Annotated in this window: 13 protein-coding genes; 1 reads left to right on the top strand and 12 read right to left on the bottom strand. The window is 48.1% G+C overall.

All coding sequences use genetic code 11. The features are described 5' to 3' along the window. Positions 1 to 74: 74 nt before the first annotated feature. The 4 genes from otnI to ltnD are packed head-to-tail and all read right to left on the bottom strand — an operon-like array spanning position 75 to position 3631. Positions 75 to 851, bottom strand: a complete 777-nt coding sequence (gene otnI / locus ACESOH_RS02700) for a 2-oxo-tetronate isomerase (protein WP_373099516.1) — start codon at positions 849 to 851, stop codon at positions 75 to 77. Between the two features lie 2 nt (positions 852 to 853). Then, positions 854 to 1486 carry a 3-oxo-tetronate 4-phosphate decarboxylase gene (gene otnC, locus ACESOH_RS02695; protein ID WP_373099514.1) on the bottom strand — a complete coding sequence of 211 codons (633 nt, stop codon included), beginning with the start codon at positions 1484 to 1486 and terminating at the stop codon, positions 854 to 856. Next, entirely contained in the window at positions 1483 to 2724 is a 1242-nt protein-coding gene (gene otnK, locus ACESOH_RS02690; RefSeq protein WP_373099512.1) for a 3-oxo-tetronate kinase, read from the bottom strand. The genes otnC and otnK overlap by 4 nt, the downstream gene beginning before the upstream one ends. Position 2725: 1 nt before the next feature. Next, the gene (ltnD, locus tag ACESOH_RS02685) at positions 2726 to 3631 is read right to left on the bottom strand and encodes an L-threonate dehydrogenase (protein WP_373099510.1); all 906 of its coding nucleotides are present in this window, start codon (positions 3629 to 3631) and stop codon (positions 2726 to 2728) included. A 201-nt stretch (positions 3632 to 3832) separates the two neighbouring features. Between ltnD and ACESOH_RS02680 the strand changes: the two genes are divergently transcribed. Next, entirely contained in the window at positions 3833 to 4591 is a 759-nt protein-coding gene (locus tag ACESOH_RS02680; RefSeq protein ID WP_032093066.1) for a DeoR family transcriptional regulator, read from the top strand. A gap of 135 nt (positions 4592 to 4726) precedes the next feature. Here ACESOH_RS02680 and iolG (ACESOH_RS02675) read toward each other — a convergent pair whose 3' ends face one another. The 8 genes from iolG (ACESOH_RS02675) to iolG (ACESOH_RS02640) form a co-directional block, all read right to left on the bottom strand. After that, the gene (iolG, locus tag ACESOH_RS02675) at positions 4727 to 5737 is read right to left on the bottom strand and encodes an inositol 2-dehydrogenase (protein WP_373099874.1); all 1011 of its coding nucleotides are present in this window, start codon (positions 5735 to 5737) and stop codon (positions 4727 to 4729) included. A 2-nt stretch (positions 5738 to 5739) separates the two neighbouring features. Further along, positions 5740 to 6636: a myo-inosose-2 dehydratase gene (gene iolE, locus ACESOH_RS02670; RefSeq protein ID WP_373099508.1), complete on the bottom strand. Its 897-nt coding sequence runs from the start codon at positions 6634 to 6636 to the stop codon at positions 5740 to 5742. A 76-nt stretch (positions 6637 to 6712) separates the two neighbouring features. After that, positions 6713 to 8653: a 3D-(3,5/4)-trihydroxycyclohexane-1,2-dione acylhydrolase (decyclizing) gene (gene iolD / locus ACESOH_RS02665; RefSeq protein WP_373099507.1), complete on the bottom strand. Its 1941-nt coding sequence runs from the start codon at positions 8651 to 8653 to the stop codon at positions 6713 to 6715. Positions 8654 to 8913: 260 nt separating this feature from the next. Next, on the bottom strand, positions 8914 to 10068 hold the full coding sequence (locus ACESOH_RS02660) for an iron-containing alcohol dehydrogenase (protein WP_373099505.1): 1155 nt from the start codon (positions 10066 to 10068) through the stop codon (positions 8914 to 8916). Between the two features lie 206 nt (positions 10069 to 10274). Further along, positions 10275 to 11684: a sugar porter family MFS transporter gene (locus tag ACESOH_RS02655; RefSeq protein ID WP_373099504.1), complete on the bottom strand. Its 1410-nt coding sequence runs from the start codon at positions 11682 to 11684 to the stop codon at positions 10275 to 10277. A 114-nt stretch (positions 11685 to 11798) separates the two neighbouring features. Beyond that, on the bottom strand, positions 11799 to 12686 hold the full coding sequence (locus ACESOH_RS02650) for a sugar phosphate isomerase/epimerase family protein (RefSeq protein ID WP_373099503.1): 888 nt from the start codon (positions 12684 to 12686) through the stop codon (positions 11799 to 11801). A 182-nt stretch (positions 12687 to 12868) separates the two neighbouring features. After that, on the bottom strand, positions 12869 to 13693 hold the full coding sequence (locus ACESOH_RS02645; RefSeq protein ID WP_373099501.1) for a helix-turn-helix domain-containing protein: 825 nt from the start codon (positions 13691 to 13693) through the stop codon (positions 12869 to 12871). 93 nt (positions 13694 to 13786) lie between these two features. Then, a complete protein-coding gene (gene iolG / locus ACESOH_RS02640; RefSeq protein WP_373099499.1) occupies positions 13787 to 14800 on the bottom strand; it encodes a bifunctional inositol 2-dehydrogenase/D-chiro-inositol 1-dehydrogenase in 1014 nt (337 codons plus the stop codon). Positions 14801 to 14802: the final 2 nt, after the last annotated feature.

The following is a 14802-nucleotide window of genomic DNA, read 5'->3' as shown; positions in this document are numbered from 1 at the left end:
AGGGAACAAAACGCGCGGCTTAACGCAGCGCGTTAATTTTATAATCGATACGCTTGATAAAAGTGCGGTCGTTTTTATTTATATTTTGCAAACCAATCCAGACCGGCGGCGGTGTCGGCGCGCGGTTTGTATTCGCAGCCGACATAACCGGTATAGCCGAGTTGGTCGAGTTTGTCGAAAATATACTGATAATTGATTTCGCCTTCGTCCGGTTCGTGGCGATCCGGCACTGAGGCTATCTGCACATGAGCGAATTTGCCGTTGAGCTTGTCGGTTAAGCGGGATAAATTGCCGTCCACATTCTGCGCGTGGAAATAATCCAGCTGCACGAAAACGTTATCGCGCTGCGCCGCTTCGACGATATCCAGCGTATCCAGCTGGCTTTTCAGCAGATAGTTCGGTTTCACCGCCGGGCTTAACGCTTCAAGCAGAACGTTAATGCCGTGCGGTTTGAATTTATCCGCCGCATAGCGCACGTTTTGAATAAAGGTTTGGCGGTAAGCGTTGCGATCCGCACCTTCCGGCACCACCGCCGCCATTACATGCACATTCGGGCAGCCGAGGGCAAGGGCATATTCCAGCGCCTGATCAATATGCTGGTGGCTTTGCGACTCCCGCCCCGGAATGGCGGAAACACCCCATTCGCCTTGGCCGACATCGCCCGCCGGGGTATTGAACAGCACCAGTTTTAAACCGTACTGATCCAATTTGGCTTTTAATTCCGTGGCCGGATATTCATAGGGCCAGAGAAATTCCACATACTGAAAACCGGCGTTTGCCGCGGCGGCAAAGCGGTCTAGAAACGGTACTTCGTTGAACATCATGGTGAGGTTGGCTGCAAATTTAGGCATAACTATTTTCCTCTGTGTGCTAAATCGTTGATTTCGCTATCGGTCAGATAACGGATTTTTTGTCCCTGTAAGAGAAAATACAGCTTGGCGGTTTCTTCCAGCTCTTCGCTGTTATCCACGGCATCCAGCAGATCCGAACCGGTCACTACAATGCCGTGATTGGCCAGCAAAAAGGCCTTGCCGCTGAGGGCGCGTTCGCTCAGTTCGCGCGCAATATTGACATCGCCCGGACGATAATAAGGAATCACCTGCAAATTGCCCACGCGCATGACATAGTAGGGCGTAAAGGCTTTAATGGCGTTTGCCGTATCGATATTTTCGATACAGGAAAGGGCGGTCAGATAAGTGGAATGCAGGTGCACGATGGCCTGACAGTCCGGATTTTTCTGGTACATGGCCAAATGAAACACCGATTCCTTGGACGGTTTATCGCCGCTTAACAGGTTGCCCTGCATATCCAGTACGGACAGCCGCGCAGCTTCCAGACGACCCAGCGACGAGCCGGTCGGCGTGACTAAAATGCGCTGTGAATCCAGCCGCACGGACAAATTGCCCGCGCCGCCCACGCTGTAGCCGCGATCAAACAGCGATTTGGCTAAGCGCACCATTTGTTGTTTTTGTTCTGCTTCCGTCATACAAACATATCCTGTGCAAATTCAAAGAAATCCTGTTTACCGAAATTGCCTGATTTCAGCGCCAGATAAACCGGTTCTTCCACCGCTTTCAGCCAAGGCACGCCGGGCGCGATTTGTTTGCCGATATGGAAACCGCTGAAGCCCAGCTCCTGCACGACGATACTGGAGGTTTCGCCGCCGGCGGTAATAAAGTTGGTAAAGCCCGCCGCTTTTAAAAGTGCGGCCAGTTTTGCGAACGTTTTTTCAATGGCGGCACTGGCCTGCTCCGCGCCAAATTCAGCCTGAATGGCCTTTAACTGATCCGGCGCTACGGTGGCGTAAACCATCGGCGCCAGCGGTTGTGTCGAATGGGCTAATACCCATTGATATAATTCGCCGGCATAATCGGGGTTGTTTAAGGCCTGTTTGACATCCAGCAGATAGCTTGGCGCTTTGGCTTTATAAGCGTTGACCTGACTGTTGGTCATCACCGAACAGGAGCCGGACAGCACCACGGTTTTGCCTTTGCTTGGGGTGAACGCATTGGTGCCTTTTTTACCGCCGCTGAGGTGTGCCGCCATATAGGCGCCCAGCCCGGAACCGCCGGTGACTAATTTTAAATCGGCGACGGCTTCCGCCAGCACCGCCAGCTGCGAATTATCCGCCGCGTCCACCACCGCATAACGGTAGCCCTGCGCTTGCAGTTCGGCGAAGCGGGCTTTCACCCGTTGTGCGCCCGAAATGACATCGGCATACGCCACTAAACCGGTTTTGCCGCGCGCTTGCGCATCCATTAGACGCAGCAGATTGGCGTCTTTCATCGGCGTAATCGGATGATTGCGCATACCGGATTCGTTCAGCAGCACATCGCCGACGAATAAATAGCCGTTGAAAATCGTGCGTCCGTTTACCGGCAGAGCCGGCGTGACGACGGTAAAATCCGCCTGTAGAGCATCCAGCAACGCATCGGTAACCGGCCCGATATTGCCTTTTTCGGTGCTGTCGAAGGTGGAGCAATATTTAAAATAAAATTGATCGCAGCCGTTTTGCTGTAACCAGCGCAAGGCCTGTAATGATTGTGCGACGGCTTCCTGTGCCGGGTTCGAACGGGATTTCAGACTGATGACGATAGCATCGACCCTATCCGCCAACGGCGTGGCGGGAACGCCGTTCATTTGCACCGCACTTAATCCGTTTTCCACCAGAAAGCTGGCGATATCGCTTGCGCCGGTGAAATCGTCGGCAATAACACCTAACATATTAATGCTCTCCTTTTTTTGGCAGTTCGATACCGCTGAAAATTTTAATTACCGCACTGTCATCTTCTTTGCCGTGTCCGGCATTGCTGGCTTCGGTAAACATGGAATAGGCGGTGCTGGCTAAATGTAACGGGAAATGAAGCGATTTGGCGGTATCGTTGACCAAGCCTAAATCCTTAACGAAAATATCAACCATGGAAAGCGGGGTGTAGTCGCCGTCCACCACATGTTTCATGCGGTTTTCAAACATCCAGGAATTGCCCGCCGCGTTGGTGACGACCTCATACATTAAGTCCAACGGAATGCCGGCTTTGGCCGCGAGCGCCATGGCTTCCGCGCCGGCAGCGATATGGACGCCGGCGAGCAGCTGGTGAACAATTTTGACCGTTGCGCCCAATCCGATGGCTTCGCCGATGCGATAGACTTTACCGGCAACCGCATCCAGCACCGGCTGTAATTTGTCAAAGGCTTGCTGAGAACCGGATGCCATTACGGTCATTTCACCGGCGGCCGCTTTTGCCGCACCGCCGGAAACCGGCGCATCCAACATAATAAGACCTAAATCTGTTAATTTTTGTGAAATCGCTTGCGCATCCTGCGCGGAGATGGTGGACGATACCATGACCGCGGTGCCGGCGTTCAGCTGCGGGGCCAGACCGTTTTCGCCGAATAACACCGCATTCACCTGTTGAGCATTGACCACCAACAGCATCACGGCATCTAATTGTGGCGCAAAACCGACCGCACTTGTGCCGACGTCTTTGGCGCCGAAGGCTTTCAGATCGGCTAACGCCGCCGGATTAAGATCCACGCCGTAGGTGATTAAGCCCGCATTAATACAGGATTTTGCCGCACCCATACCCATTGCGCCCAAGCCGACGATGGCCACTGAATAGTGATTACCCATAATATGTTTCTCCTGAAATAATAAAATGACCTTAAGTATTATGTCGGCGTTTATTCTGGCATTTTTTTGTACAAAAAAACGCGATATAGATCACAAAAATTAACATTTATTCACTTTTATTGTTAAAATTTGTGAATTAAAAACAATGCTTTTTTATCAGAAATCGTTATAATCAGGAAAAAAGCTATTCGGATACCGATCATGATCCCCGCAGAACGACAAAAGCAGTTACTCAATCTTATCAGTCAGAACAATATTATCAGCATCGCCAGTCTGGTGGAGATTCTCGGCGTATCGCATATGACGGTGCGACGTGATATTCAGAAACTGGAGCAGGAAGGGCGCGTGGTTTCCGTTTCCGGCGGCGTGAAATTGCTGGAACATCTGTTTACCGAACCGACCCATCAGGATAAATCCTTATTATCCATGCGACAAAAAGAACATATCGGCATGCAGGCGGCGCAGTCGATTCCGCGCAATACTACGGTCTATCTGGATGCCGGCACCACCACATTGGAAATTGCACACCGCATTGTGGATCGGGATGATTTGCTGGTGGTCACCAATGATTTTATGATTGCCAATTTTTTAATGATGAACGGCAAATGCGAGCTGCTGCATACCGGCGGCAGCATAAATAAAGCGAATTACTCATCGGTCGGTGAGCTTGCCGCCCAGCTGCTGCGCCAGATTTCCCTCGACATCGCCTTTGTTTCCACTTCATCCTGGAATTTGAAAGGCCTGACCACACCGGATGAAAACAAACTCCCGGTCAAACGCGCCATTATGCAATCCAGCCAGAAAAAAGTGCTGGTTTCGGACTCGTCCAAATACGGCAAAAGCGCAACCTTCCACATCTGCCCGCTGAACCAGTTCGATTGCGTGATTTGCGATAAAGATCTCCTAACCAACGTACAGGACGCTATTCATGAAATGAAAGTGGAGTTGGTGTTGGTGTGAGTGTAAATGGTTTTGCTGCCGTGATTTTTGGCAGGTTGAATAGTGCGGCAGATTTCACATTATCCGTAAAAAAGGCGAGCGCCTTATCATTGACGCCTCGCCTTTGGATTTTATTCGTTTCGGTGTGGAAAGCGGTTAGCTGATCTCCGCCAATTTTACCGGACGGCCCTGCTCCAGCGATTTTTTCGCCGCAATGGCGATTAATACCGGCTGTAAACCGTCATTGCCGTTCACTAAAGTCGGTTTGTCATTGATTACGGAATCAATGAAACACAGCATTTCGTCGGCAAAAGACTGCATGTAGCGTTGCAGGAAGAAATATTTCGGTTTTTCGGCAATAACGCCGGCTTCACAGGAATAGACTGCGGTGGAATCGGTATCGTTACGGGTTTGTACCGCACCTTTGGAACCGAAAACTTCCGCGCGCTGATCATAGCCATATACCGCTTTGCGGCTGTTATCAATTACGCCGATTGCGCCGTTAGCCAGTTTTAAGGTAATGACTGCGGTATCGATATCACCGGCTTCGCCGATTTCCGGATTGACCAGTACGCCGCCTGCGGCATAGACTTCGGTTACTTCGCTGCCGGATAAGTAACGGATCATATCGAAATCGTGAATCGTCATATCAAAGAACATACCGCCGGAGACTTTTACATAATCGATCGGCGGCGCGTCCGGATCGCGCGAGGTGACGCGGATAATATGCGGCTCACCGATATCGCCTGCCGCAACGCGTTGTTTGATGGCTTTAAAGTTATGATCGAAGCGACGGTTGAAACCGACCTGAAATTTTACGCCCGCTTTTTCCACTTCCGCTAAGACTTGTTTGATACGGGCAACATCCGCATCAATCGGTTTTTCACAGAAAATATGTTTCCCGGCTCGGGCGGCTTCAATGGAAATCGGTGCATGAGTGTTGGTGGAGGAACACACCAGTACGGCATCGATTTCCGGATCCTGCAGAATCCGTTTGTAATCTTCATAGACATTTGCAATGCCCATGGCGCTGGCCCAGCGTTGTAATTCTTCGGTGACACGAACATCCGAAATCGCTTTAATTTCAGCACCTTTCACATATTTCGTAATACTTTCGGAATGTACGCGGCCGATACGGCCGGCACCGATAATACCCAGTTTAATCATCATTAAATCCCCGCAACTTGTTTGATATATTGACGGCCTTTCAGCGCGTATTCGAATGGGTTGGCAATCGCCGGATCCTGTTCGGCTTCCACCACCATCCAGCCTTGGTAATTGTGTTTATCCAGAATGTCGAAAATCGGTTTGAAATCAATAACGCCGTCGCCCGGTACGGTAAAGGTTCCTTTACGAACGCCTTGCAGAAAGCTTAGATTGTTCGCTTTTACCTCCGCGACTACGTCATCACGGACATCCTTTAAGTGAACGTGAATGATACGATCAATGTATTTTTCCAACACATCCCGCATAATCTGCTGAGATCCTTCGGAATAATAAAGATGACCCGAATCAAATAGTAAATAGACGTCGTCATTTACCGCCGCCATATAGCGATCAATTTCCGCCGGAGTCTGGATACCGGTACCCATATGATGATGCAGACAGACACGCATGCCTTTTTCCGCTGCCAGTTTCGCCAGTTCGTTATAACCTTCGGCCAGTAATTGCCATTCGCTGTCGGTAAAGACCGTTTTTTCTTTGAAAACGGCTTTTGTCGTACCCTGGATGCTGCGGCTTTGTTCGGAACAGCCGATCACTTTTGCCCCCATGGCATGCAGGAAATCACGATGTTGAATAAAATCCTTAAGCGTTTGTTCTTTTTTCCCGTCCACAAAGAAAGTACTGAACCAGGCATTACAGATTTCCATTCCGCGCACCGCCAGCTTATGTTTCAGCACCTCCACATCCCGCGGGTATTTATTGCCGACTTCGCTGCCGGTAAAGCCGGCCAGCGCCATTTCGCTGATACATTGTTCGAATGTATTTTCTTTGCCGAGATCCGGCATATCGTCATTCGTCCAACCGATAGGAGCGATACCTAATTTTACATTTTCAGCTTTCATAGTTTTTCCTTGTCAAAGAATGATTGGAGTATTCTGCCGCCTGATTATTCCCGCGCTAAAGAGGAATTCAGGCAAATTAATAACGTCTGGCCTCACCGATACGTTGTACCGAGTGCTGATAAGCTTCGCGTACGGTTTCTTTGTCGGATACCGCCGGCACGCCGACATGCCACCAACTGCCGTAACCGTGCACCATGGTTTTTGGTAACACCTTAATATCAATCAGGGTGGAGACCGTTTGTTTGCGCGCATCTGCCAATGCGGCGCGTAATTGCTCTTCGGTTGTGACCTTATAGGTTTTACAACCGTAGGACGCCGCATTCATCGCGAAATCCACCGGCACCAGGCCGCCGTTTAACTGATTGGTCTGCTCGTTTCTGAAACGAAATTCGGTGCCGAAGCTATCCATGCCGTGACCAAGCTGCAGATTGTTGATACAACCGTTGGTCATATTGTCGAACAGCACGACATTGATTTTTTGATGTTCCTGTACCGACGTGACCAGTTCGGAATGCAGCATCATATAGGAGCCGTCGCCCAGTAAGGCATACACTTCACTGTCGGGCTGCGCCAGTTTTACCCCAAGCGCGGCGTTGACTTCATAGCCCATGCAGGAATAGCCGTATTCCAGATGATAAGTATTTTCTCCTTTAGACTGCCAACAGCGCTGCAGATCACCCGGCAGGCTGCCGGCGGCACCAACGATAACGTCATTATCAGTTAATGTTTCATTCAGAATGCCCAGTACGCGGCTTTGCGTCAGTGCCGATTGGGTCATTGCGATAAATTCGGCGAATACGGCGTCCGTATTCAGACGATCCGCGACTTCCGGAATAAAATCAGCTCCCGTGTAAGTCAGGCTGTACACCCGTTGCAATTCGACGGCGAATTGTTTTTTGGCATCGGCAATCCGGTCGCCCCATTGGGTCTGATAACCGGTCGGCGCTAAAAGTGCGGTCAGTTTTTCTAATGTTTCTCTGGCATCGGCGGTGATTTGTACGCCGTCAAGTTTATAAGCATCGAAACGCGCCGTATTAATATTCAGATAACTGACCTCCGGATTCTGGAAAATCCATTTTGAAGAGGTGGTGAAATCGGTGTATCGGGTGCCTATTCCGATCACTAAATCCGCTTCTTTCGCGAGCAGATTCGCTGCCAGACAACCCGTTTCGCCGATGCCACCGACATTTAAATCATGTGCGGAAACGACCGCACTTTTTCCGGCCTGTGTTTCGGCAAAGGGAATATGATAAGTTTCGGCAAAACGTTTTAATTGTTCGGCCGCTTCCGAATAACGCACCCCACCACCGCATACGATGAGCGGTTTCTTTTTACGCTGGATCAGGGTTAATGCATCCAGCAGCATCGCTTCGGTCGGCGGTGTACGCTCAATGCGGTGAATGCGTTTTTGCAGAAAATGTTCCGGAAAATCATAGGCTTCCGCCTGTACATCCTGAGGCAACGCGATGGTGACGGCGCCGGTTTCGGCGGGATCAGTCAATACCCGCATGGCGTTAATGCAGGCGGTCATCAATTGTTCCGGACGGCTTACGCGATCCCAGTATTTACTGACGGCGCGAAACGCATCATTAGTACTGATGCTTAAATCGTAGGATTGTTCGATTTGCTGCAAAACAGGGTCCGGCTGCCGTGTCGCGAAAACATCGCCGGGCAGCAGAAGCAACGGAATTCGGTTTGCCGATGCGGTAGCCGCCGCGGTAATCATATTTGCCGCACCGGGACCCACGGAAGAAGTACAGGCATAAATTTGTCTGCGCCGTTTTTGTTTGGCAAAACCGGTCGCAACATGTGCCATGCCCTGTTCGTTGCGTCCCTGCCGCACGATGAGATCGCCGCTGTCCTGTTCCAGCGCCTGACCCAGCCCCAGCACATTACCATGACCGAAAATACCGAACACGCCCGCAACGAATTTGGTGACTTTGCCATCAAATTCCACATATTGATTATCAAGGAATCTCACAAGCGCCTGTGCGACGGTAAGTCTGACTGTTTTCATATTTATCTCCTGATAATAACTGACTCGACTTTCAGGTTATATAATCACATCTTTATTCCAAATGGAATATAAATGAAAAATAAATTTCATTTTTGTGGCAGTGATCAAATTTTCGAGATCCGGCGGTTGTGAAATCAATATCGTTAAATCCTCATTCGCTTTCCGCTGACAATAAAAGTATGGCGGATACCATACTTTTAGTTGCATTGAAAACGGCTGTTATCAAATTAAGCGCTTTGCCGGAAACGAAAAACGTTGCATTATATTTCCAGTTCATGACCGTAATAGGCCGCTTTGTAAATGGCTTTAATATCATCGGCTGTTGGTTTTCTCGGATTGGTTAATGTACAAGCGTCTTCAACGGCAAGCCGGCTCATGCGGTCGACGGCGGCCAAAAATGCGGTTTCGGGAATCTCCGTATTCTGACTTGCCCGGATTGAACGTGGTAAACCCACACGTCGGTTTAATCGGAAAATCGCCTGTTCAAGCTGATCAATATGCAATAAGGCTTCCAAACGTGCGTATTTATCCGTTGCTTTTCGATTGAACCGAATAACATAAGGTAAAATCAATGCGTTAGCTTCGCCGTGTGTTAAATGAAACTGTCCGCCGATTTTATGTGCCATGCTGTGTACAATGCCGAGCGAACAGTTACTGAATGCCATACCGGCAATGGTCGAGGCGGTGTGCATTTTTTCTCTTGCCAGCATATTGTCCGGTTCATTGACCGCAGTTTCCAGATATTCAAAGACGAGACGGATAGCGGCTACCGCATAGGGATCGGTAAAATCATCCGCTGCGCTTGAAACGTAAGCCTCAATGGCATGGGTCATCACATCCATGCCGGTTTGTGCGGTAATCAACGGCGGCATTTTGGCCGGGAGCCGCGTATCCAAAATCGCAATATCGGGAACAATATCCGGACTGACCAGCGGATATTTTACGGCGTTTTGGGTATCCGTAATTACGCTGAAGGCGGTGATTTCCGACGCGGTACCGCTGGTGGAAGGAATACAGATCAGTTTGGCTTTGGTGCGCAGTGTCGGGAAATTAAACTTAACCAGCTCATTAAAATCATAATCGGGATATTCATAGTAAACCCACATGATTTTAGCCGCATCCATCGGCGAACCACCGCCGATAGCGATGATCCAGTCGGGATTGAATTCAGCCATCTTATGTCCGCCCTGGATACAGGTTTCGATCGACGGATCCGGCTCGACACCGTCGATAATCTGCACTTCAAAGCCCGCCTTTTCAAGCAGTGATTGTGCCTCGTCCAGAAAACCGAAGCGTTTCATCGAACTGCCGCCGGTCACTAAGGTTGCGCGCTTGCCCTGTAAGACCGACAGATAATTTAGCGCGTCCGCACCGTGTATAATCTTGTTGGGAATGCTGAATGTGGTAAAGCTCATGTTATCCTCCGGAATATTGATTTTAGTTAATCTTATCAAGATAGATTTGAAAATTATTTTTCGTTATTCTTATTTTAAGAAATTTTTATTTCGCCAAAATATATTTTTGCCGATCTTTTTTGTCAATGAAAAAGAAAAATAATTTGCTTGCTTTGTGATCCGGTTAACATTTAAACGACCTTGTTATGGATACATAATTTCTTATGTCAACGGTTCGCCTGTTTCGCCAGCATAATTTCTTCCATTTTTTCCAGCGATACACCTTTAGTTTCAGGAAAATAGCGCAGGATAAAGAAAAAGCCGATAATGCAGCACCCGGCAAACAGCCACATCGGAAACGCACCGTGGAATTTTTCAAGCAGATAGGGATGTTCGTTCATCATCGGGAAGCCCTGCGAGACGATAAAGTTAAACAGCCATAGAAAAGCGACGGCGATTGCCATGCCTTGCGCGCGCATATAGTTCGGAAAAATCTCGCCAATGAGAACCCACATACCGACGCCCCAGGAGAACGCATAGAAGATCATAAAAAAGATCATACCGAATAATGCCAGATAACCGGGATTTTGTGTGTACATAGCGTAAGATGTGATTAATAATCCGACAGCGGCACCGAGAGCGCCGGTTTTCATTAACGGCAGGCGTCCGATTTTGTCGAACAGAATTGCACCGATCGTGATGCCGGCTAACTGAGCCACGCCTATCCAGATCGTTTGGAACATGGCCGATTCAATATTACCGGTAATGGATTTCAGGACGGTCGGTGCATAATACATCATTACGTTGACGCCGCTTAATTGTTGTAATGCGGCAAGCACACAGGCCACCGAGAGGATAAACAATGTACCGGGTCGTTTGAAATTGAGTTTTTGTTTCTGCTTTTGCCCGTCTTTCAGCATGGATTGTTTGATTTCTACCAATAAATTGCGCGCATGTTGCGGATTGGAGATTTTCGTGAGGGTGGCAAGAGCGAGATCATCTCTGCCTCGCATCGCATTCCAGCGCGGAGATTCCGGAATAAATCCGATAACCAGACAAAATAGCAGGCAAGGAATAATTTCCGAACCCAACATATAGCGCCAGCCTGAATGGACCAGCCATTCCTGCGTCATACCCTGTGCTAATTTGTAGTTTATATAGAAAATCAGGATCTGTCCGAAGACGACGGCAAACTGATTCATTGACGATGCGGTGCCGCGGTAATCTTTGGGCGCAACTTCGGCAATATACATCGGCGATATTGCGCCGGCTAATCCGACTGCAACACCGCCGATCATCCGATAAGCCACAAACCAGGCGAAATTATTGACGACAGCGGAACCGATCGCGCTGACGGTAAAGAGTAAGGCGGCGATGATCAACGCTTTTTTGCGTCCGAATTTTCGGGCGACCTCTCCGGAAATCAGTGCGCCAAAGACACAGCCGATGACAACATTGGAAACCGCCCAACCGGTTTCAAGCGGACTGAGGTTGAAAAAGATTTTCAGTGATTCGATTGCACCTGATATCACAGAAGTATCATAACCGAACAGCAAACCTCCCAGAGAAGCAACGGCGCTGATTCTCATTATATAGGCGAGATTATGTCTTTTAGTGGCATTGTTATGTGCTTGCATGATGATGTCCTTGCTGGCTCAAGTTAGAAAAGGTAACGCATGATTTTACCCGCATATGCGAAATATGCCGGTAAATCACCGTTAAGGTATTCGTGTTGTGAATAAATGCAGAAACTATCCGGCTAACAATTCCTGCTCAATCCGTTCTCTGGCTTTCGGGGCTTCGACGGCCATTTTTTCGGCGAACCCGAACATGGAAACGCAGGCGATGGCTTCGCCGCCGACCGGATAAGTGCGGTGGGAAAAATCCATGTTTCTTAAGCTCTCGAAAATCCCTTCGAAATCCACATCGCCCTCGCCCATCGGTAAATGCTGATGAACGACCGCATCGGTTTGCGGCGGATTGAGAATATAGCGGCAATCCATGGTCTGGTTATAAGTATCGGCAAATAACACATGGGATAAATCCTCGCCGGCGTATGCCAGCATGGCGCGGACGTCGCCTTTGCCACGGTCGTAGAAAAAGCCGTGCGGTGCAGAATAAACGTATTTGAGATAATCCGAACGATAGGATTTGACGATATCGCAGGTTTCGTTATTCAGCTCACAGAAATCATAAGGGTGAGACTGAATTTCACAGCGAATAGCGTATTTTTCGAAATACGGCATTAACTCATCCAGCGAACGGAATAGCATACCGTTGCAAAGTTCAGGTTGATGGGGGTCACCGGACAGTTCGGTATTAATCACGCGCACATCCATGCTATCGGCAATTTCGAGCATCCGTTTCCAGTTTGCCACGGCGTGCCGGCGTTGTTCTTCGCTCGGCCCGGACCAGCGATAGACCACGATAAAAGAAGATATAGCCACACCGGTACGCTGTAAAGCGGTGCGGTATTCTTTTTCGCATTCGCGGGAAAATAACGGGTGTTTATAAAACGGATTGATACGGGGATGGGGCGATTGTTCGATATACCGGTATCCCCAATCCGCCACCTGATAAACCATATCGCTGATACTCATTTGTTTGGCGAGCACATCCACATCAAATGCTATTTTCATCGTTTTCTCCTTACATTAGCTTGGCTAATACTAAGGTTATCTTAGGAGAATTTAGTGAATGTTCTCTTGTTCGATTTGGATAAAAATCTTTATCCGAGGGCGAAATAATTAGGGTCGAAAAGATGCAGTTCACAAATTTAAACAAACTGTGAATGCCCGATATTTTCAGGAAAGGTTTTATTTTATAAGTAGTTCTTTCTTTCGTCCGACGGTGAAAGGGCGAAATGTTTTTTATAGCATTTGGCGAAATAATCACTGTTATTAAAGCCGCATAAGCCGGCGATATCCGTAACCGAATCGTCGCTGTGACGTAATTTGTCGCGGGCCGAAAGCAGTCGCAGCCGGTTCAGATAATTGACCGGCGTCATGCCTGTCAGTTCTTTCAGTTTTCGCGTCATCGTTTTGTAGGTAATGAAAAACAGATCGGACAATACCAGCCAATCAATTTCTTGCGCATAGTTTCGTTGCAGATAAATTAAGATATTCCGTATTTTATACTGGGTACTGCTATGTTGAATCGAGCTGTGACTGAGCATAATCGTGCTCAATATTTGCATAAACGCCGTTTCAGCCTGAAAGCAGGCTATCGGTGCCGGCTGGCGGTAAATTTGCGGTATCCGGCGAATGAGATTTACGCAGAAATCTTTATCTTTCGGCATTAACCATATGAAATTTTCACCGTTTTTTACATAGGTTTGTTCAAGAATTGCTTCAAATTGTTGTAGATATTGAAACCGGTAACGGGTATTAATCTGTAAATTCATTAGCTTCAGCGTTCCCAGTTCATTGTAAAAATGCCTGTCACCTTCTTTTACCAGAAAAATATCACCTTCCTGAATAAAATAGAGATCGCCATTAAAAACCTGAACGCCGCATCCTTTATCTACGATTACCAGTTCATTAAATTCATGCGTATGTTCAATTTCATTGTTTTCCGGGTCGGTATAACTGAAAGCAAATAATGTATTGTCATTTTGAAAATATTCTTCATACGAAAAAGTATCCATATCGCTACCCTGTAAGAATAAAAATATTTATTTCAATATAACAAAAAACGGACTAATTAGTCTATTAGTCCGTTTGCTTTTAGGATGGGGCGTTTATTGATAAAAATCCGGTGTGGCCGGCATGTTGATGGATTCCGATTTACCTGTTTGCTGGGCTTTCACACAGGCATCTGCGGCAACGGCCGCCGCATAACCGTCCCATGCGCTTGCTCCCTGACTGAATATGCCGGAATTCACGTTATCAATAAAGGCTTGTAATTCCACATCATAGGCATCAATAAAACGTTTCTTCCAATCCGTTAAGATACCGCGTTGCAAATTAGCCGCCTTTCTGAATATAACCTGATTCGGCTCCGGCAGATAAGCGATGCCGTTTTCTCCGATGACTTCACACTGAATATCGTATCCGTACTGGCAATTAACAAAAATTTCCGTATTGATCACGATGCCGCTTTGGGTTTCCAGAATGACGATCTGCGGATCCATTAAATGGGTGGCTGCTTTTGTCGTTTTACGCGGATAAATAACGCGGACAGATTTATAATCTTCGTTAAGCAGCCAGCGTAGCACATCCAGCTCATGAATAAAGGTATCCACAATAGCCATATCGGTTTTGTAGCTATCACCGACCGCCGGATTAAAGTGTTTGCAATTCAGTAATAGGGGCTGTCCGATCTCTCCGGCATCCAGTGCCGCTTTCAGTTGGCGGTAAGTGCGGTCAAACGGGCGCATAAATCCCACCTGTACCAACCGCGTACCATAAACCATTTCCGCTTCGACAATTTTTTTACAGCCTTCCGCGGTTACCGCAAGGGGTTTTTCACAGAACACAGGCTTGTGCGCAGCAATGGATGCCAACACGAATTCTTCATGTGACGGCCCCCAAGAGGTAACCACGATGGCGTCCACCTCGGGGGAGTTTATCAACGCATACGGATCCGAATAAAATAATGCGTTAATGCCAATCCGCTGAATTGCCGATTGTGCATTTTGTTCGTGAATATCATTAACGGCAACAACCTGAGCGCCGATTAATTTTTTGCTTAACCGCTCAATATGTTCCTGTCCGATAGCACCTGTACCGATTACACCGATTTTCAATGTCATCT

This window comes from Necropsobacter rosorum (assembly GCF_964241405.1).
GTDB classification, from domain to species: Bacteria; Pseudomonadota; Gammaproteobacteria; order Enterobacterales; family Pasteurellaceae; genus Necropsobacter; species Necropsobacter rosorum.
Note: the sequence above shows the minus strand (reverse complement) of the source record. Positions and strands in the feature narration are given on the sequence as shown.